This is a genomic window from Pollutimonas nitritireducens, assembly GCF_002849615.1.
In the GTDB taxonomy this organism is placed as follows: Bacteria; Pseudomonadota; Gammaproteobacteria; order Burkholderiales; family Burkholderiaceae_B; genus Pollutimonas; species Pollutimonas nitritireducens.
In genome coordinates this window covers 216335-236370 of record NZ_PDNV01000001.1, presented here as the reverse complement: position 1 = coordinate 236370, position 20036 = coordinate 216335, and the positions used below count along the sequence as shown (strand labels likewise).

Sequence of the window (20036 nt, the reverse complement as noted above, 5' to 3'; positions counted from 1 at the left end):
ATATCGTTCGCCGCTGATTCGTCCGGTGGCGTCCAGCAGACGTAATTTTGGATTAATGAAAATGACACAGCAGAAGTGGGTGCAACAGGCCGTAGCCAGGATCGAGGCCGATTTCAATCGATCGGCAGACACCCACCTCATTCCCGTGGCGCTACCGGCGTATCCAGGGGTAGAGCTGTATCTGAAGGATGAGTCCAGTCATCCCACGGGCAGCCTGAAACACAGGCTGGCTCGATCATTATTTCTCTATGCGCTGTGCAATGGATGGCTGAACGAGCAAAGTACAGTGATTGAAGCGTCATCCGGTTCGACGGCGGTGTCAGAAGCTTACTTTGCTCGTCTTATCGGCTTGCCTTTCGTGGCCGTCATACCCAGGAGCACCTCGGTCGAGAAAATCGCTGCCATTGAGTTCTACGGCGGACACTGCCATTTGGTCGACAAATCGCACGAAATCTACGGCGAATCCGAACGACTTGCACGCGAGTTGGGGGGCCATTATATGGATCAGTTCACCTTCGCCGAGCGGGCGACGGATTGGCGCAGCAACAACAACATTGCCGAGTCGATTTTCAATCAGATGCGACAAGAGGCACACCCCATACCCACATGGGTGGTCTGCAGCTGTGGCACGGGCGGCACGACAGCCACCATAGGACGCTATATTCGCTACCGCGGATTTGAAACCCGGGTTTGCGTGGCCGATCCCGAGAATTCAGTATTCTTCGACGCCTATACTACGGGCGACAGTACCTTGTCCCACGAGCACGGCTCTCGCATCGAAGGCATCGGACGGCCCCGCGTTGAAAAATCATTCATACCCAGCGTCATCGACTGCATGGTGAAAGTGCCTGATGTTGCCTCGCTGGCGGCCCTTCGTTACTTACATGGCAGCCTGGGACGGCGTAGCGGCGGCTCCACCGGCACCAACTTTATCGCTTCGCTGCACCTGGCTCGGCAAATGCACGAGGCCGGGCAGAGCGGTTCGATCGTCACGATCCTGTGCGATAGCGGAGAGCGCTATATGCAGACGTATTATGATGACGCCTGGTTGACGTCACGACAGCTGGATATCGCGCCTGCACTGGCGGCACTGACAGCCTGCGCGGATCTCGGCGACGCCATGCCGTGGGATTTGGCCGAAAGCGTGCGCAGCACCAGGATGTTTACGCACGGCTAGAGCTAGCCTTTCGATGCCAGCACCTGGCCCGCCGCTTCGGCAGCGACGCGAGCGAGCTTATAGGATTCATCCAATACCCTTGTGGCGTAGCCTCGTGCATTGCCCGAGTATTTTCCTAATGCTTTATTGAGACTGCCGCCGGCCTTTTCCAGGTACTCTTCCAGCACATCGGCTCCGACGCGGATGTTCACCTCTGGATCGAATAGCGATTCGGACGGGTGCAGCTTTTCGGGATGCCAACGGCGAACCACCTGCATCAGGCCTTGGGCGCCATATCGGCTTTGAACTTTCGGACGTAGAGAGCTCTCTTTCTGCATCATGGCGATAAGGAGCTCTGGCGACATTCCGTCGCGCTTGCTTGCTTCTTTCCAGGCCAGTTCCACATATTCGCGTATCGTCGATTCGCTTCGACGATACTTGGCGGCCAGATATTCGGTTTGCGCCTGAATCTTTGCTTCATTGTCGATTTCCAGCAGACTATCCGGTTCAAGTGGCTGGAAGCGCGGAGTTGGGGCGGAATAGCCGCCAGGTTCCAGTGGTTCGACCTGCAATGTGACCCGTTGAGTCAAGGGTTGCCACTCTTGCAGATAAAGCTCCCCGGCCAGGAGAGTCGGCGGGAGAAGGGCGGCCGCCAACAAAATCAGTGTGACAACAAGTTGGCGGGCGTCACGAATGGTGAAGGCTTGCGCTGCGGAGAAAATGTCTTTAGGTTGCTTAAGGTTCATGGGTCCTGAGCCGGCACAGCCCGCACAAGCACGCAGAATTGGTCTCCCGCGCTTGAAGCTCGCGGTAGTGAGGATGTCCTGGCGCTGGCGGCGATCGGCTCCCCGAAGAGTGAGGAGTTCGATCAACGGCTGTGTAACGGTCTGAATTATTAATGTTGCGCGCCCGTCGTGGCCGCGTTTTGTGTTAGGGACCATATCATCGACACTCCCATATCCGACTTACCAAATGTAAAAAACCTACGGAATGGCAACAGCTACGGGCCTCCGGCAGGAAGGCCATTCCGGTGGAATGCTCCCTGTAAGGGCCGCTGGATTACAGAGCTGTGCACGCAAGTGCCAAGCTGTGCTCACAGTAGGATAGTTTTACGTTTTAGCGCTATGGGCCAGGCGCTTTACTTTTTATGGCCATCAACCGAATGGCACTTTAGAAAGTTGGGGCTTCAGAAGGTCACCTTTACGGAGGGGGCGCTGCGATTGGCCGGACCGTGATATACCGCTTCGATGTTGTTACCGTCGGGGTCCAGTACAAACGCCGCGTAATAATCAGGATGGTATTCACGCAGCCCCGGCGCCCCATTATCCTTGCCCCCGTTTTTGAGAGCGATTTTGTGAAATGCATCGACCATTGCGCGGTCTTGCGCCTGGAACGCCAGGTGGTTGCGCCCGGTCAGCTCGCCAGCCGCTGCCTCACTATTCGCGGTTGAAACGACCAGTTCGTCTGCCCAGAAATAGCCATCCCCCGATCCGCCGATCGGAATGTCCAGGACATCAAGGACAGCGCTGTAAAATTTCTCGCTCGCCGCCAAATCGCGTACGATAAGCTGAATGTGGTCAATCAAGCGGCCGCGATGCAATTCGTGAATTTCCATGGTGATCTCCAGTTAACGAAGAGGTGTTCTCGCTGCTTGGGGCAGGCCTGTGGGTCGGTGATGGTGGCCCACATCGGCGACCTGCGTTCCGGCGATCCGGCGTTCCGGCGATCCGGCGTTCCGGCGATCCGGCGTTCCGGCGATCCGGCGTTCCGGCGATCCGGCGTTCCGGCGCAATATTGAAAAAGGATAAGTCAATTTGACTATCTTGCCAAAACTTCTCCAGGCCGCATTGATCGGCATGGCTCTCTGCACCGCAAGCTGGGCTGGCGACGATACGGCCTGCTTTCGCGATGTCGTCGATACCGCCATACGCCCAATCATGGCCGAGCATGATGTACCAGGTATGGCCGTTGCGCTTACGATGCAACTCACGCCGTAACGACGCAACTACGGTTAACGACGAGGTTCAGGGCACATGCCATACCAGCACACCGTTAATAGCCATACATGGGCCTTTGCGGACTTGCGGGAACTCATGGCCAAGGCAAGTCCTGCCCGTTCGGGCGACGAGCTGGCCGGCATTGCCGCGAGTGACGCCGTTGAACGCATGGCGGCGCGCATGTGCCTGGCCGATGTGCCACTTGCGCGCTTTCTTGATGAGGCACTGATCCCGTATGAGTGCGACGAAGTGACCCGTCTGATCGTCGACAGCCATGATCCCATGGCCTTTGCGGTGGTCGCTCACCTTACAGTCGGCAGCTTTCGGGACTGGTTGCTGTCCGGCTTCGCCAGCGAAACGGCGCTGGAACAGCTGAGGCCTGGGATAACCCCTGAAATGGCGGCTGCGGTCAGCAAGCTGATGCGTAACCAGGACTTGATCCTGGCGGCACGCAAGTGTCGGGTTATTACGCGCTTCCGCAACACATTGGGACTTGCGGGCCGCGTTGCCGTGCGCCTGCAGCCGAACCATCCGACCGACGATATGCAAGGAATTGCTGCCTCCATCGTAGATGGTCTGCTTTATGGCGCCGGCGATGCGGTAATAGGCATCAACCCCGCTACCGACAATATTCCGGCCCTCAGCAGGCTGGTGCATATGCTGGACGAAGTGATTTCGCGGCTTGGCATTCCGACCCAATCTTGTGTGTTGACCCATGTCACCAATACGCTGCGCATGATCGAGCAGGGGGCTCCTGTGGATATCGTGTTTCAGTCCGTTGCCGGCACCGAGGCCGCCAATGCGGGCTTCGGCATCAACCTGGGCATATTGGGCGAGGCCCGCGATGCCGCGTTGTCCCTGCGTCGTGGCTCGGTGGGTGAGAACGTCATGTATTTCGAAACGGGACAGGGCAGTGCTCTCTCTGCGGGTGCCCATCACGGCGTGGATCAGCAAACCTGTGAAGCTCGGGCATATGCGGTGGCAAGAGCGTTCAATCCGTTATTGTCTAATACCGTTGTCGGCTTCATAGGGCCGGAATACCTTTACGATGGCAAGCAAATAACCCGGGCCGCGCTGGAAGATCATTTCTGCGGCAAATTGATGGGTCTTCCGCTGGGCTGCGACATTTGCTATACCAACCACGCCGAGGCGGATCAGGATGACATGGACACATTGCTGACCTTGCTGGGCGTGGCTGGCGTGACCTTCATCATGGGTGTGCCCGGCGCTGACGACATTATGCTCAATTACCAGAGCACGTCTTTTCACGACGGCCTTTATCTGCGTTCTGTGCTGGGCCTGAAACGTGCGCCGGAATTCGAGGAATGGCTGCAGCGCATGCAGTTGATCGATGCGGCGGGATCCGCCTTGCCGCTTGCACCTTCGCATCCGGCGCTGGGCGCATTGCGCCGGCTTGGTTTTCGATTCTGACAAGGTACATCATGTCCAAGACACCGGTTGACGAAGATCCCTGGATGGACCTGCGACGGTACACAAGGGCGCGCCTTGCCCTGGGACGTGCCGGAAACAGCATCCCCACGGCGGAGGTGCTGCGCTTCGACTACGCCCATGCGCAGGCACGCGTCGCAGTACACGCCGCGCTCGATGCGGACGCAATGCGCACAGCACTGGAGCGGGACGGCTTGAAGGCCTTGAATGTCCGCAGCGCGGCACCTGACCGGGCCACGTATCTCGCCCGACCGGACCTGGGTCGGCAATTGACACCGGAGAGTGCGGACGTTCTGCGCGACTATACAGGCAGACAGCGTACTTGCCATGCCGCCTGTGACCTTCTGCTTATCGTGGCGGACGGCTTGTCTTCGACTGCTATTTCACGGCATGTCCGTCCGTTGATTTCTGAAATCGTGGGGCGCGCGCCGGCGGATTGGGTGCTTGGTCCTGTGGTGATCGCGACGCAGGCCAGGGTGGCGTTAGGTGACGAAATTGGCCAGATCCTGGGTGCCCGCATAAGCGTCATGCTCATCGGCGAGCGTCCCGGCCTGAGTTCGCCTGACAGTCTTGGCATGTATGTGACCTGGGAGCCACACCGCGGATGCACCGATGCCCAGCGAAATTGCATATCCAACGTCAGGCCGCAAGGGCTTGCGTACGATGAAGCCGCGCGCCGCTTATGGTGGTTATGCGCTGAAGCACGCCGGCTGCAATTGACCGGGATAGCCTTGAAAGACGGCAGCGGCGTTCTTGAGCTGTCATCGGGCCCTGCTTAGTTTTCCCGGGATTGCTCCAGCAGTCGATCCGCGATCTCACCCAGCGACACTCCGCTGTCCATGGCTGCGCGCAGCATGTGCTCATGGGCCTCCTGCTCGCTCAGTCGATACCGGTTGATCAGCATCCACTTGGCCTTTTCCATGCGCGTGCGCTCATCGAGCGAGCGCCTGACGCTGGCCAGTGCCTTGGCGTCTTCTTGCATGCGCATGGTCTGTTCGCAAAGCATGTCCACGATGGAGCGGTCCATGTCGTCGCCAATGCCATCCGGGGGCGGGATGTCGGCAATACGCCCTTGCACGCGGTACACCATGCTCGGCTCTTTGCCGTTTGCACGATCCGTGAAACGACGTAGCAACAGGCGCCGGTCGTCCAACTCTTTACGCGTTTCGGCCGTGCGTTGCTGGCAAAGCTGTGCCAGGGCCTGGGCCAGCGTATTTTCTACTTCGCGCATGCCATCGATGCGCTGTGTACACAGGTCCAGCCAAATTCCAGCCAGGTCGACCCCCACCCGTTGCGGTTCCGATGTGTTCTCGAGCATGGCCCGCATGCGCTGTACATCTTGCGCTGGGCGATCCAGCTGTCGCCATGTCTGCAACGCTGTTTGGGGAGAAAACTGCGCGAACACATCGAAACTGCGCTGCTGGCGTGCCACCAGCGACGCCATCCGGGCCTTCTGTCCGTCGGTGAAGTAGCCCGCCCTGAAGCCCACCACCCCATAGGCACGCTCCTGGCCGCTGAGCTCTTTGCCCTGGATGAAGTTGAGCAGCGCAACGAGAATGCGTGTGACATCCGGATCGAGCGCGGAGTCGGCCGCCTCAAACACCATGGCCAGCAAGCTGGCGATCAGGTCGGTGAAGGTCGACTCTGCATCCTGTGCCGGCGTGTGACGGCCCCGTATGCGTCGTCGCAAACCGGGAAGAGCGTCCAGTCTCTGGAATGCCGAGGCCGCGCGGTTGAAAAAATGGGCTTTGTCGCAGACCGGGCTGGGCCCCGAAACCAGGGCATCCAGATAGTTACGCATCACCTGTTCGGCATGGGTGGTTTCGCTAGCGAGTTCTGCCAGCTTCTGCAAACCATCATCGTTGTCGCTGCACAGATAAAGGTTGGACCATCCCCGTTCTTTTTGCAGGGCATGCACCAGTTGGCCCGCCAGAACGACGAGCTCACATGTGCCGGCCAGGGATTCCAGGGCGTGCAGTTCACAGCGACGCGCGGCCAGCAAGAATCGCAGCGTCGCGGGCACGTTGCTATTGCTCATGCCAGTGTGTCCTTCCAGGCACGCCCGCGATGCCTATCAGTTGAAGCTGCGTTTGGGACCGGTCTTCAGATGTGTCGTATAGAGCGTCAGGCCTGTCAACGAAATTCCGCCGACCAGGTTGCCCAGCACCACCGGTATCTCGTTCCATATCAGGTAATCCATGACTGAAAAGTTGCCGCCCATGATAAGCGCAGAAGGGAATAGAAACATATTGACGATGGAATGTTCAAAACCCATGGCGAAGAACAGCATGACAGGCATCCACATGGCGATGACCTTGCCGCTGACCGACGTGGAAATCATTGCGCCGACGACACCCAGGGAGACCATCCAGTTGCACAGGACAGCACGGATGAAAATCGTGAGCATGCCCGCCGCGCCGTATTCCTTGTAGCCAAGCGTCCGGTTTTCACCGATATGGGCGATGACCTGCCCAACATCGTTCGGTGGAATCGAAAACCCATACGTGAAGACAATAGCCATGAGGAAGGCCACAGTAAGTGCACCGGCGAAATTTCCCAGGAAAATAATACCCCAGTGTTTCAGGATGATGATGCCTGTGACACCGGGACGGCGGTCGAAAAGGGCCAGCGGGGTCAATACGAAAACCCCGGTAAGCAAGTCGAAGCCCATCAGATAGAGGATGCAGAAACCCACGGGAAACAATGCCGCACCCAAAATCGGCGAGCCGGTCTGGACGCTGACGGTGACGGCAAAGACGGCCGCGATCGCCAGTATGGCTCCCGCCATATAGGCCCTGATCAACGCATCGCGCGTGGCCATGAAAATTTTCGATTCACCCGCATCCACCATTTTGGTGACAAATTCGGAAGGTATTACGTAAGACATGATGTGTTCCTTGAAAACTGTAAGAGTCGTGGCTGCGGCGCCGGGATATCCCTAGGCAAGTTCCACCGAATCGCCGTTGAAACGGGTTTTCCAGGTTCGCAGGCGTTGCTCGGGGTAGTCGATGCAAAGGCCGTCGATAAGCCTGAAGTGCTGTTTGTAGAGTGGCGATGCGACAATCAGGTCACCGCCAATGCGTCCCACAATGCCTCGTCCAATGACATTTGCACCTGATTTGGGATCTTTGTTTTCGATGGCATACAACGTCTGCTCTCCGGCGTCCGGCACAAAGAACAATGCAATCTGGACGCCGTCCACCAAGGCAACGGTGCCGGAATTTGCCACCAGGTCGCTGCGAGAGCAAACCGGACGCCAGTTGGGCCGGCCGCTTAATAGTTCAGTCATCAAGCTATCTCCTCGGTAATAGGAATCACGCGGGACCGGGTTTGCGCCGGGCGTCGTTGGCCGCGTTCTTCGGTAAATTGGATGTCCGGATCACCGCCGCGTCGATTGACGAAGGTGCGAAAACGCTTGAGTTTTTCCGGGTCGGCGATGGTGTTGGCCCACTCGCATTCATATCGATCCACCACCAGTTGCATCTGGGCTTCGAGTTCGGCACCCAGGCCAAGGCTGTCTTTGATGATGACCGCCTTCAGGTAGTCGAGGCCGCCCTCCAGCGATTCCCGCCAGACCGATGTACGCTGCAGTTTGTCGGCGGTACGGATATAAAGCATGAGCAAGCGATCGATGTAGCGGATCAGAGTGGTGTCGTCCAGGTCGGTGGCGAACAATTCGGCATGGCGGGGGCGCATGCCTCCGTTGCCGCAGACGTACAAATTCCATCCGTTTTCGGTGGCAATTACGCCGATGTCCTTGCTTTGTGCCTCGGCGCACTCGCGGGTGCAGCCCGAGACCGCAAATTTGAGCTTATGCGGCGCTCGCAGGCCCTTGTAGCGATTCTCGATATCGATCGCCATCTTCACGCTGTCCTGCACGCCATAGCGGCACCAGGTGCTGCCGACGCAGGATTTCACTGTGCGGGTCGACTTTCCGTATGCGTGGCCCGTCTCGAATCCGGCGGCAATCAATTCGGCCCAGATATCGGGCAATTGGTGCAGTTGGGCACCGAACAGGTCTATGCGTTGTCCACCGGTGATCTTTGTATAGAGTTCGTACTTCTTCGCGACGGCTCCGATGGCGATGAGGCCTTCGGGTGTGATCTCGCCAGCGGGAATCCGGGGCACGATCGAGTATGTGCCGTTCTTCTGCATATTCGCCATGAAGGTGTCGTTGGTGTCTTGCAGAGGAACCAGCTTCGGATCCTGGATGGGCCGGTTCCAGCATGAGGCCAGGATGGATCCTACCGTAGGCTTGCAGATGTCGCAGCCCACCTTCCCGCGGCCATGGCGCGCCAGCATTTCCTCGAATGTTTCAATGCCTTCGATGCGGGTAAAGGCGTAAAGCTCCTGGCGGGTGTAAGCGAAGTGCTCGCAAAGACTCTTGTCGATGGCCACGCCTCGGCAGGCCAGCTCATGCTCGACCACCTGCTTGAGCAGGCCGGCACAGCCCCCGCAGCCGGTTCCCGCGTTGGTGCAGGCCTTGACGCTGGCGACATCGGAGCACCCTTCGTCAATGGCTGAACTGATGGCGCCCTTGCTGACGTTGTGGCAGGAGCAGATGGTGGCTGTTGCCGGCAACACGTTTATGCCCAGCAGCGGCGCGGCGGATCCGGTCGGCAATATGAGGCCGGCAGGGTCGGCCGGAGGTGCAATAGCGTTCTGCACATACTGCAACAAGGAGTCGTAATAGCTGTTGTCGCCAATGAGGACAGCGCCCAGCACACGCTTGCCGTCCTGCGAGATGACGAGACGTCGATAACTGGACGCGGCCTCATCGATATAGCGATAACTGCGCGCGCCAGGCGTCGTACCGTGTGCATCGCCGATGGATCCGACATCCACGCCAAGCAATTTCAGCTTGGTCGACATGTCGGCCCCGGCAAAGCTTTCTTCCGCCTCGCCACAGAGTTCGGCGGTGACGATGCGCGCCATTTGATAGCCGGGTGCGACGAGGCCGAAAATGGTGCCGTTCCACACGGCGCATTCACCGACAGCATAGATGTGCGCATCACTGGTCCGGCAGCGCTCATCTATGATGATGCCGCCGCGCTCTCCGATGGCGAGCCCGCTCTTTTTCGCCAGGCCATCGCGTGGCCGGATTCCCGCCGAGAAAACGATGAGGTCCGTTTCCAATGCCGTCTTGTCGGCGAAGAGCATTTGGTAGCGGTGTTTCCTGCCAAGCTTGATTTCCTGCGTTGCGCGGGATAGGTGTACACCGACGCCCAGGCCTTCGATGCGGGACTTGAGCGCCGCGCCACCCATTTCATCTAGCTGTACAGGCATAAGACGGGGAGCGAACTCGACCACATGCGCTTCGAGATTCAACGATTTCAGCGCGTTGGCGGCCTCAAGGCCCAGCAAGCCTCCTCCGACGACAACGCCACGGCGTGCGCCCTTTGCGGCATTGCGGATGAGGTCCAGATCATCAATCGTGCGATAGACCAGCCGCGAATTTCCGTCGGCCCCAGCCACCGGCGGCACAAAGGGATACGATCCCGTGGCGAACACCAGTTTGTCGTAGGCGAAACTTCCTTCTGCGGTGACCACATGCCGCCGGTGGCGGTCCACCCCCGTTACCAAGGCGCCCAGATGCAGGGTCAATCCTTCCTGCCCGTAGAACCCGGCATCGCTTAACGACATGGATTCCGCGTCGCGATCGCCCAGGTATTCGGAAAGATGCACGCGATCATAGGCCCGTCGGGATTCTTCACCGAAGACGTGTATGCGATAGCGCTCCAGGGCGCCCTTTGCCACCAGTTGCTCGACACAATGGTGGCCCACCATGCCGTTACCGATCACGATCAGGGTTTGCAAGGGGCCGGATGCGGTCACTGCGTTCATTGCGATATCCTCATGGCATTTCAGTTCGTACAGACGTGAAACGCCCGGGACCTTGCGGTCGCGGGCGCCATTGCCTGATGTACACAAATTGTCGTGCCGACTCTCTCTCGATCCGGCACTAGCACTTACGCAATTCACGTGCCAGAAAATCGCGTAGGTGGCGTGAGGGGTGTCTGCATGGCGTGAAAAGCTGAGTAACGCTAAACCAGCGGCCAGATCCCGGCTCGGCACGCTTCATTGCGGTGCACAATTCGCTTGCGCCGCATCCTTTTGGTTCAAAAGCCTCACTACGCCATGGAGGCGCAGTGAGGCTTTCTGGCGTCAGGCAAGCTCCTTGGGTAGGGATATTGTTGCTCATGGACACATTTGCAGATACTCTGGCGGTGCTCTCTCGTGCGCGAATAGAAGAAAGAAAAGGAAAGGGGACGGAACAATGCAGCGACCAAGTGGGTACAAGGGGAAATGGTGTACCGCCGTGTTCTTCTGCCTGAGCGCCTTCATCTCGACCCAAGTTTTTGCCGCAACGGTAAAGGTGGGCGGTACGGGTGCCGCGGTAGGGACCATGCGACTGCTCGGAAAAGCGTTTGAAAGGGCCCAGCGGCACCATACGGTGAAGGTCTACGACAGCCTTGGAACAGGGGGCGGTATAAAGGCCTTGTTGGGAAAACGCCTGGACATTGCGGTGGCTTCGCGCGACATAAAGGCGGCGGAGGCGGAAAGCGGCTTGGCGGCACACAAGTACGGAACGTCGGCGTTCGTATTTATAAGCCATCCCAAAACGGAGACCTTGCAACTCACTCCGGCAAAGATTGCCGACATTTATTCAGATCAATTTGCGTCCTGGTCCAATGGCGCGCCGTTGCGGCTGGTGCTAAGACCGCTGGGCGATTTCGATACCCGGCAGCTCATCCGTATTTCAGGTGACATCGAAGTGGCGGTAGCGGCTGCGCATGCACGCAAAGGCATGATCATGGCAATGACGGATACCGCGGCGGCGGACCAGGTCGAGCTCACACCCGGAGCCTTCACCACATCGACGTTGGCCATCATACTCTCCGAGGGCCGGCACGTTACGATGCACCCGGTCGATGGCGTGTTGCCGTCCATGGAGTCGCTGGTCGATGGTAGTTATCCCCACACCAAAGACTTGTACCTGGTTACCGCCAGCCAGCCTTCGGAAGCGGTCAGGCAGTTCGCGGCCTTTGTGCGTTCCGCTCAAGGAGCCGACATACTTCGTACGACCGGCCATAAGATAGACTGATTCCAGCATGCTTTACCCACGCAAACTCAAACTTCTTACTGCTTTTGCTGCGGTTCTTGCCGTGCTGGCCTTCATTCTTCCGCCTGTCACCTACCTGGCGCTGAAGTACCAGCATGAGAAAGCCGTGGTCTCGGTGGAAACGCATGTCAATGCATTGGCGGTCAGCGAACTCATCAACACCAACCCGGAGCTATGGGTTTTCGAGCAGCTGCGGCTCATTGAACTTCTGTCATTCCGAACTGGCAGCGTGGGAGCATCCGAATCCCGTACGGTCTACGATATAGAAGGCACTATCGTTGCCCAAAGCAAGGGTGTCGTAGATGCCCCGCGGATAAGTTCTTCCCGCTTGCTGTTTGACGCGGGAAGGCCGGTGGGGCGTATCGACATCGAACGATCATTTCGTGTGGCGCTGATCAACAGTGGCGGGATAGCGGCCATCAGCCTGGTCGTGGCCATACTGCTTTTCCTTGCCACGTATGGACTACCCTTGCGTACACTGCGCAAGACCTTCAATGATCTTCGGCAGGAGAAAGAGAAAGCCCTTGTTACGCTGCAGTCCATCGGCGATGCGGTGATAACGACCGACCAGAACATGCGCATCGAATATCTGAATCCGGTGGCCGAGGAACTGACCGGTTGGACCACAGCGGAAGCCCGCTCCATGCATATGGACGAAGTATTCAGGATATTCAACGAAAAATCGCGCGAACCTTCAGTCAACCCTATCAGGGAATGCCTGGACACAAATGCCGTAGTGGCGATGGAAAATCACACCATATTGGTACGCAAGGGCGACGGCGAAGAGTTCCATATTGAAGACTCAGCGGCGCCCATACGGCTGAGCGACGGCGTAATCGTAGGTGCCGTGATGGTTTTCCACGACGTGACGGACCGCAGGAAAGCGCAGAAGCGGCTCCACCATATCGCGTTCCACGACGAATTGACCGGCTTGCCCAATCGGTCGTATTTCCAGGAAAGCCTGCGTCGGGCCATGCAGGAGGCCCACGTGTTGAACCGCCAGGTAGGCGTGCTTTTTATGGACCTGGACAGATTCAAGACGGTCAATGACAGCCTCGGACATGCCGTAGGCGACGAGCTGCTGATACTGGTGGCCAAACGTTTGCAGGCATGCGTGCGCGATCACGATATGGTCAGCCGTATGGGTGGCGACGAGTTCACTGCGGTGCTGACCGACTTGCCTTCTGCCGAAAGCGCCGCGATAGTGGCTGAGAAAATCATCAAGGCGCTGTCGGCGCCGTTTCAGCTGCATGGGAACACCTTGCGAATATCCGCGAGCATCGGAATCACACTATTTCCGCGCGACGGCGCAAGCATAGGCATCTTGCTGAAAAATGCGGACACAGCCATGTACCATGCCAAAAGTTGCGGACGGAATAACTTTCAGTACTACACCGCCGCAATGAGTGCGCGCGCAGTTGATGCCCTTTATCTGGAAAATGCACTGCGCACGGCATTGGAAAACGCGGAATACTATCTGGAATATCAGCCCAAGTTCGATGTGAAAACCAGGCGCGTCGTTGGTGTCGAAGCACTCCTCAGATGGAATAGCCCTCATCTCGGTTGCGTCATGCCTTCCGACTTTATCAGTGCGCTGGAAGAGTCGGGCGATATCTGTCAGGTCGGTAATTGGGTACTGAAGACGGCCATAGCGCAGGCCAAGGTGTGGATGGATGCTGGTCGAGCCCTGGTCGTATCGGTCAATGTGTCGGCACGTCAGTTCAAGCAGCCCGATTGGGTCGGCGAAGTAATGGCCTTGCTGGATGCGGCGGGGCTGCCGCCGAGCCTTCTTCAGATCGAAGTCACAGAAAGTCTCCTGATGGACGGCGCCGATCGCAACGAAACAATGATCAGGACGCTGACGCATCTGGGCGTGAAGGTGGCGCTCGACGACTTTGGTACCGGGTTTTCATCCTTGAGCTACCTGTGCCGCTTTCCTATCACCGAGTTGAAGATCGACCGTTCATTCGTCGTGGATATCCGCAGGAACACCACCGCCTACAAGGTCGTAAAGACCATTATTGAGCTCGGCCAGGCACTCGATATACGAGTCATTGCAGAAGGTGTGGAAACGCCGGAACAATATGATCTGCTCACCGAAATGGGCTGCGACGAAATCCAGGGGTATCTGGTGAGCAGGCCGCTGGGCGTAGTCGCCCTGGAAGCATTCCTGGATAATTTCGGCGGCGCACGAAGGGCGGGGCCCAATCGCCCGCCCCTCACGCCGGCGTTCCCCGGGAACTTACCTGCACATACCTGACGCCGGCCTATCTGGCCATGGCAGCCAAAATCCTGGAGAAGACGAGAACGTGGAGGCGGTCATGCTCTTGAAGACCTGGGCAATATCGATGGTCAGAGGCGTTGCCGCCTGTAACGCGGTGTTTTGTCGATTGAGTTATGCTCTTTAACTCATTTAGAAGGAGTACTACTCATGGCTCAAGCCACAGCCCGTCATATCCTCGTGTCAACGGAAGAAAAATGCCAGGAACTCAAGACCGCTATTGAAGAAGGCGCGGATTTCGCACAAGTGGCGAAAGACAATTCAAGCTGCCCCTCCAGCCGCGATGGCGGCAACCTGGGATCGTTCGGCCCGGGCCAGATGGTCAAGGAATTCGACACCGTCGTATTCAGCGCGCCCATCAACGTTGTCCAAGGCCCCGTGAAGACTCAATTTGGCTATCACCTTCTCGAAGTCACCAGCCGCCAGGACTGATTATTGCGCGGTACCTGTCCCGGCCACACTTTTGCGTCGGGACAGCCAGCGGGATGGCATTGCTGCGCTTTGCCGTTTCCGGACAACTGATACGTTACTGCCTACACGCCAATTGCCATGAAGACGATAGAAATCTCCAACCGGGTTTCCTGTGCCAATAATCTGCCTTTCGTCCTGTTCGGCGGCATCAATGTGCTGGAATCCGAAGACCTCGCCATGCGGGCCTGCGAGGAATACAAGCGAGTAACAGAAAAGCTCGATATACCTTATGTTTTCAAGGCGTCGTTTGACAAGGCAAACCGCTCGTCCATTCATTCCTATCGAGGACCGGGCCTGGATGAAGGTTTGAGAATTCTTCAAAAAGTCGCCGCGGCATTCGACGTTCCGGTACTGACGGACGTACACGAGCCTTCGCAGGCGGATGCCGTCGCGCAGGTGGCAGATGTGTTGCAACTGCCGGCTTTTCTTGCCCGCCAGACCGACCTCGTCGTGGCACTGGCCAAGACCAAGCGGCCCGTCAACATCAAGAAACCCCAGTTTCTCAGCCCCAGCCAGTTACTGAATGTCGTTGAAAAATTCGGCCAGGCTGGTAATGATCGCGTACTGCTGTGCGAGCGCGGCACCTGTTTCGGTTACGACAATCTGGTGGTCGACATGTTGGGCTTTGATGTCATGAAGAAAACCTGCGGCAATCGACCGATAGTTTTTGATGTCACGCACGCACTGCAACAGCGTGATCCGCTGGGAGCAGCCTCCGGCGGGCGCAGGAGCCAAGTGGTGGACCTGGCGCGCGCGGGTATGGCGATCGGCCTGGGCGGCCTGTTCCTGGAGTCCCACCCCGATCCTGACAAAGCCAAGTGCGATGGACCCAGTGCTTTGCCGCTGGCTAAACTAGAGCCGTTCCTGGTGCAACTAAAAGCGCTGGACGACCTGGTGAAATCATTTTCGCCCCTTGATATTTCCTGAAATCCATCGCATCGACCTTGCGGTCAGCACCAACGCGCGGGTCAAGGGGCGTCTCGAACTGCTGAACCCTGCACGGCCGCGCATGTTTTGTTGCGGCCGGTGTGCTTGGCCTGATACAGGGCTTTGTCAGCCTGTTCAAACAGGTCGTCCAGGGTTACCGTTGTTCCATCCAGGAACGCCGCGCCCACGGAGCAGGTAAACCGCAAGGAAACACCGGAACGCAGTGTCACTTCGCTTTTGCGCAACGCTTCATGCAAACGACTTGCCACTCCAAGGGCTGCGTCGATGTCGGTTTCTGGCAACAGGATGGCGAACTCCTCACCGCCGGTGCGTCCTACGATATCGACGTCCCTCACAATATCCAGGACGATCGCAGCGAATTCTTGCAAGACTGAATCGCCTGCCTGGTGGCCGTATGTATCGTTGATTTCCTTGAAGTGATCCAGATCCAGAGACAATAATGATAGAGGCCTCGCATAACGACGGGCCCGGGTAATCTCGGCCTCTGCCATATCGATGAAGTGCCGACGGTTGGCCAGGCCTGTCAGAGGATCTCGCCATGCCTGTTCCTGCAACAGGTTCATCCTTGTCATGTGCTGCGTGACATCACGCCCTATGCTGATCACGCTGAAAACACTGCCTTGTTCGTCACGCAGGGCATGGGCGGTCCACTGTAAATAACGTAAGCCATCGGCTGTATTTTCCCGCAAGCTTATCGTTGCCTCGTAAGGCGATTGAAACAGGGAGTCGAAGAAAGCCACCGCGAGTTGCCGGTCGTCTTGAGCCACGTATTGCTGATAGTTTTTCCCTGCGAGGAAATTCAGGTTCGTACCGAAAACCCGCTCGAACGCGGATTGACGTAGGTATAGGCACCATTGGCATCCAGCTTGATGACGACGTCCTTGGTGTTCTCGACGATGAGCCTGTGATTCTCTTCGCTGGCCTGTAATGCCGCGCGGGCGTGTGCTTCCTTGCGATCGAACTCGCGTTCGCGCCGTTGGTAGGTGTATAGGCCTAGTACAGTTATTGCCGAGATGATCAGAAAAAGCCCGGCCTGCAGGGCCGCGCTCTGCTTCCAGGGAAGGAAGACGGCATCAATATTGCGCCCGGTCGAAATAACCAGTGCCTTGTTCATCCGCAATTCCGCAGGATCTATGGTGTGCTGGGCAACGATTTGTTTATCCGCTGTGCCTTGCGGTGTTCCGGTCAGTACTGTCGTCGTCTTCCCGCTTTCCAGGTGGCGTGTAAAGAAAGTACCGGGTTTCGCCAGGTTGACATTGACGGGCCTCTCTCTGTGTGGCACACGCAAGAACATCGAACCATCCGCATGCACGGCGGCGTCCCACATATCAGCCGCGTAAAGCACGGACGCCATCAGAGTGCGGAAATGGTCACTATTCAGTGTGGCAAAGACAATGCCTTGGAACTCGCCCTGTGGGCTCAGGGCGGCCCGAGCCATATTGATCATGTCGGAACCAAAGATGCTTTCATATGGGGCCGAGATATACAGAGTGTCGGCGTTGGCTTGCCATTTGGCAGTCTGAAAGTAATTCCGATGACTGAAATCCGTACCAAGAACGCCTACATGGTTGGAAGCAATGAGGATGCCGTCGGCGTCGATAATGCCGATGCTGCGGATGCCTGGCATGGCATTGGCAACGGCCCGGATGTATTCAATGTGCGTCTGCCGATCGTAGTTGTCGCGCCATACCGACAAATCCCCCAGCAAAGCCTGCAAGGCCCGGTTGGCAGTAGCCAGTTGCTGTTCCATATTCAAGGCGATGATACGCGCCTGGGTGGACAGCCGGTCGCGCTCGCGCGTTTCGGTGTGGCGACGGTCCAGCAGCAAATTGGATGCGATCGCGGTAGCCAATAAGGCCAGGGCAATAAATAATGCGACCCACTGGATTGCGAATCGTTGTTTGACTCTTCTGGAAAAAGAATGGTTGTGGGTTTGGACGTCGGCTTGCATTACCTGTATGGTAATGAATATCCATACGCCATGCGCCATTTGACCGAGCTGTCAGGCTAACCGAGTCCTATCTGTTTCCTTTAACCTACATCAAGGATGCGGCCCTTGCCTGTCGACCGAGACTGTGCATTGGCTAGCAAGGGATATCGGTGGCAATCGGTGGTGTGATCCATGATGCACCCGACCGCCTGGAGGTAGGAGTAACAAATCGTCGGGCCGACGAAGTTGAACCCCGCCTTTTTCAGCACTCGGCTCATGGTTTCAGCTTCGGGAGCCGTGACGGGGACTTCGGTAAGCTGCCGATGGTGATTGACTTTGGGAGCGCCGCCGACAAAAGACCATACGAGCCCCACAGGATCGTCCAGCCTGAGCCAAGCCTGTGCATTTTGACGGGCGGATTTCAGCTTAAGCCGATTGCGGATAATTCCGGGATCCTGCATAAGCGTGTCGATGTAGTCGTCGTTCATGGCGGCCAGCTTTTCGACATCGAAGTTGAAAAGAACGTCGCGATACCGCGAACGCTTCTTAAGTACGGTGATCCACGACAGGCCCGCCTGGAAGCCTTCAAGCAACAGCATTTCGAACAGGTGGGCGGGGTCATGCGATGGCACGCCCCATTCGGTATCGTGGTAGGCCATGTAGACGGGGTCGTCTGTGCACCAGCGACAACGCGTGACGGCCTCCTGCATTCAACCTCCGCAGCCGCCGCAGCAGGCGCCGTCTTCGCCATGTACTGGCTTGGCGATGCTGTAACCCGCATCTTGCACGGCGACTTGAAGGCGTTGGGTCGACACGATGTCTTCGTCGTAGGTGACCGTGGCCTTGCTGTCACCGAACGATACGCTTGCGTTGCTGACGCCATTGACAGCCTTGAGCGCCTGGGCAAGAACGCCGGCGCAGTTTTCGCTTTTCAGGCCGGCGAGTTTGAGCATTCCTATTTGCATCTTTTTTCCTTGGGGTTCGGGGGGAGTGGTCGCAGGCACCGGTGGCACCGTACCGACACAAAGATGTATATTAAATAGATCTTATGTTTTTCGCAAGGGCCCACCATTGTTTTACGCAAGGTCTGTCCGATTGGCGTTGGATATATGCTTTTATTTTTTCAGGGACGGGGTCGCCGTTGGCGCAAAGCCGGTTCAACATGACGGACAAATCCACATCCGCAATCGACCAGGAGCCAAAAAGATGACTGCCCTCATCGTCGATAAGCAGATCGGCGATGCTCAGCAGCTTGGCGGCGGCCTCTTGACCTTGAGGCGACAAGGGCGCTGGATTCCTGGCATCGAAAATGACTGTAGTGGGACGTTCTTCGCGCAGGGCGCCCAGGTCGCTGCGCACCCAGGCCTGTATTTGGCGGGCACGTGCTTTTTGTTCGCGGTTGTCCGGGAAAACAGAGGCAAAGTCCGGCTGAGGATAAACCTCTTCCAGATATTCGATGATGGCCGAAGACTCCGACAAGGAAAACCCGCCCGTCACCAGGACCGGAACACGCGATGTCAACGACAGCCGCACGTAGTCATCGGCACGATGTTCTCCGGTAGCCAGATTGATGGTGCGCAATTCAAATGGCACGCCTTTTTCAAGCAAGGTTGCATAGACTGACAGGGCATAGGGGCTGGAATACTGGCTGTTGGTGTACAGGATTACGTTCTGGCTCATGGCGCTTCCGGGGCAAAGGTCCACAGTTCAATGAAGACGCAGGCAGCGCGGTCAATGTATAGGGAAGGCGCGCCATTGTCGGAGCATCCAGTGTAGATAGAAACGCGATGCAGTGAAAGCAAGATGTCTGATCAAGCCGTGCGTTGTGCGCAGGTCGGTTGCACAGCGCCACGGGTCCATGCCTGACGATGTCTGACGACCTCGCCCAGGACAATGACGGCCGGACTGGTCAGGTGATGCGTTTCGATATCCTTGTCAAGGTTCTCGAGCGTTGTCGTGATGTGCCGTTGTGACACGCAGGAAACGTGCTGGACAACCGCTACCGGCAGCGTAGGAGCAAATCCGGCCGCCACCAATTCCGCGACAAGCTGCGCGGCGCGCGCCATGCCCATGTAGCAAACAATCGTCAGGCCGCTGGCCGCCAGGGCACGCCAGTCCGGGCGTGTGCCGTCGGCGGTATGCGCCGTGACCAGTGTTACACCACGCGCCACCTCGCGATGCGTCAGAGGCAGGCCCAGCGCACTAGCCACTGCGAGACCAGCCGTTATGCCGCTGATGGCCTCGACTTCGATGCCGCGCTGACCGAGCCACGCCATTTCTTCGCCGCCCCGGCCGAATATGAAGGGATCGCCTCCCTTGAGCCGCGCGACGACATGACCGGCACGGGCGTATCGTGCCATGAGACGCAGGATGAATTCTTGTGGGGTGGAGGCGCAGCCTCCACGTTTTCCGACATTCACGATACGCGTCCCCGTGGCTGCGAGCTCTATGATGTCCGGGCCAACGAGGTCGTCGACCAGCCACACTGTGCATGTCCTGAGCACTCGTGCCGCCTTCAACGTCAGCAATTCGATATCGCCGGGACCCGCGCCGACCAACCATACTTTGCCGGCCGGTGCCGGTCCGCGTGTGGCAATGGATGTGTTCATGTCGGGTGTCCTGAGCGTCGTGTGGTAAAGCAAACAGTACGCAATTGTCGTGCCACATTTGCTTAGTCATCC

The 20036-nt window shown here is 57.7% G+C and carries 20 protein-coding genes; 8 read left to right on the top strand and 12 right to left on the bottom strand.

Features of this window, described 5'->3' with window-relative positions; all coding sequences use genetic code 11:
• Positions 1–61 precede the first annotated feature (61 nt).
• A complete protein-coding gene (locus CR155_RS01125) occupies positions 62–1177 on the top strand; it encodes a PLP-dependent cysteine synthase family protein (protein ID WP_233213819.1) in 1116 nt (371 codons plus the stop codon).
• A gap of 2 nt (positions 1178–1179) precedes the next feature.
• On the opposite strand, the gene CR155_RS01120 is transcribed toward CR155_RS01125, so the two are convergent.
• Entirely contained in the window at positions 1180–1902 is a 723-nt protein-coding gene (locus tag CR155_RS01120) for a transglycosylase SLT domain-containing protein (RefSeq protein WP_102068169.1), read from the bottom strand.
• A gap of 440 nt (positions 1903–2342) precedes the next feature.
• Positions 2343–2771: a VOC family protein gene (locus CR155_RS01115; protein ID WP_102068168.1), complete on the bottom strand. Its 429-nt coding sequence runs from the start codon at positions 2769–2771 to the stop codon at positions 2343–2345.
• 199 nt (positions 2772–2970) lie between these two features.
• Between CR155_RS01115 and CR155_RS01110 the strand changes: the two genes are divergently transcribed.
• From CR155_RS01110 to eutC, 3 genes are read left to right on the top strand one after another with little or no spacing between them, the layout of a single operon-like run.
• Positions 2971–3153 (top strand): hypothetical protein, encoded by a 183-nt coding sequence (locus tag CR155_RS01110; RefSeq protein ID WP_102068167.1) that lies wholly within the window; start codon positions 2971–2973, stop codon positions 3151–3153.
• A gap of 36 nt (positions 3154–3189) precedes the next feature.
• Positions 3190–4584, top strand: a complete 1395-nt coding sequence (locus CR155_RS01105; RefSeq protein WP_102068166.1) for an ethanolamine ammonia-lyase subunit EutB — start codon at positions 3190–3192, stop codon at positions 4582–4584.
• 11 nt (positions 4585–4595) lie between these two features.
• Positions 4596–5381, top strand: coding sequence for an ethanolamine ammonia-lyase subunit EutC (gene eutC / locus CR155_RS01100; protein WP_102068165.1), 786 nt, complete (start codon positions 4596–4598; stop codon positions 5379–5381).
• Here the strand turns inward: eutC and CR155_RS01095 are convergent.
• The 4 genes from CR155_RS01095 to nirB are packed head-to-tail and all read right to left on the bottom strand — an operon-like array spanning position 5378 to position 10446.
• The gene (locus CR155_RS01095) at positions 5378–6640 is read right to left on the bottom strand and encodes a nitrate- and nitrite sensing domain-containing protein (RefSeq protein WP_102068164.1); all 1263 of its coding nucleotides are present in this window, start codon (positions 6638–6640) and stop codon (positions 5378–5380) included. The two genes, eutC and CR155_RS01095, sit on opposite strands and share 4 nt — an antisense overlap.
• 36 nt (positions 6641–6676) lie before the next feature.
• Entirely contained in the window at positions 6677–7489 is an 813-nt protein-coding gene (locus CR155_RS01090) for a formate/nitrite transporter family protein (RefSeq protein WP_102068163.1), read from the bottom strand.
• 51 nt (positions 7490–7540) lie between these two features.
• Positions 7541–7891: a nitrite reductase small subunit NirD gene (gene nirD, locus CR155_RS01085; RefSeq protein ID WP_102068162.1), complete on the bottom strand. Its 351-nt coding sequence runs from the start codon at positions 7889–7891 to the stop codon at positions 7541–7543.
• Positions 7891–10446 carry a nitrite reductase large subunit NirB gene (nirB, locus tag CR155_RS01080; protein WP_102068161.1) on the bottom strand — a complete coding sequence of 852 codons (2556 nt, stop codon included), beginning with the start codon at positions 10444–10446 and terminating at the stop codon, positions 7891–7893. Before nirB ends, nirD begins: the two co-directional genes overlap by 1 nt.
• Before the next feature lie 433 nt (positions 10447–10879).
• Here nirB and CR155_RS01075 point away from each other — a divergent pair, with 433 nt between their 5' ends.
• From CR155_RS01075 to kdsA, 4 genes are all read left to right on the top strand, one after another.
• Positions 10880–11707: a substrate-binding domain-containing protein gene (locus CR155_RS01075; RefSeq protein WP_102068160.1), complete on the top strand. Its 828-nt coding sequence runs from the start codon at positions 10880–10882 to the stop codon at positions 11705–11707.
• Between the two features lie 7 nt (positions 11708–11714).
• Positions 11715–13985 (top strand): putative bifunctional diguanylate cyclase/phosphodiesterase, encoded by a 2271-nt coding sequence (locus CR155_RS01070; protein ID WP_102068159.1) that lies wholly within the window; start codon positions 11715–11717, stop codon positions 13983–13985.
• A gap of 171 nt (positions 13986–14156) precedes the next feature.
• A complete protein-coding gene (locus CR155_RS01065; RefSeq protein ID WP_102068158.1) occupies positions 14157–14438 on the top strand; it encodes a peptidylprolyl isomerase in 282 nt (93 codons plus the stop codon).
• 117 nt (positions 14439–14555) lie between these two features.
• The gene (kdsA, locus tag CR155_RS01060) at positions 14556–15404 is read left to right on the top strand and encodes a 3-deoxy-8-phosphooctulonate synthase (protein ID WP_102068157.1); all 849 of its coding nucleotides are present in this window, start codon (positions 14556–14558) and stop codon (positions 15402–15404) included.
• Between the two features lie 41 nt (positions 15405–15445).
• Here kdsA and CR155_RS01055 read toward each other — a convergent pair whose 3' ends face one another.
• The 6 genes from CR155_RS01055 to cobA all read right to left on the bottom strand — a co-directional run bounded on the left by CR155_RS01055 (position 15446) and on the right by cobA (position 19964).
• Entirely contained in the window at positions 15446–16228 is a 783-nt protein-coding gene (locus CR155_RS01055) for a GGDEF domain-containing protein (RefSeq protein ID WP_233213842.1), read from the bottom strand.
• Positions 16225–17415 (bottom strand): PDC sensor domain-containing protein, encoded by a 1191-nt coding sequence (locus tag CR155_RS01050; protein WP_102068155.1) that lies wholly within the window; start codon positions 17413–17415, stop codon positions 16225–16227. Before CR155_RS01050 ends, CR155_RS01055 begins: the two co-directional genes overlap by 4 nt.
• Before the next feature lie 41 nt (positions 17416–17456).
• Positions 17457–18065 carry a DNA-3-methyladenine glycosylase I gene (locus CR155_RS01045; RefSeq protein WP_102068154.1) on the bottom strand — a complete coding sequence of 203 codons (609 nt, stop codon included), beginning with the start codon at positions 18063–18065 and terminating at the stop codon, positions 17457–17459.
• A complete protein-coding gene (locus CR155_RS01040; protein WP_102068153.1) occupies positions 18066–18320 on the bottom strand; it encodes a heavy-metal-associated domain-containing protein in 255 nt (84 codons plus the stop codon).
• A 70-nt stretch (positions 18321–18390) separates the two neighbouring features.
• The gene (yfcF, locus tag CR155_RS01035; RefSeq protein ID WP_102068152.1) at positions 18391–19035 is read right to left on the bottom strand and encodes a glutathione transferase; all 645 of its coding nucleotides are present in this window, start codon (positions 19033–19035) and stop codon (positions 18391–18393) included.
• 131 nt (positions 19036–19166) lie between these two features.
• Positions 19167–19964: a uroporphyrinogen-III C-methyltransferase gene (gene cobA, locus CR155_RS01030; RefSeq protein ID WP_102068151.1), complete on the bottom strand. Its 798-nt coding sequence runs from the start codon at positions 19962–19964 to the stop codon at positions 19167–19169.
• Positions 19965–20036: the final 72 nt, after the last annotated feature.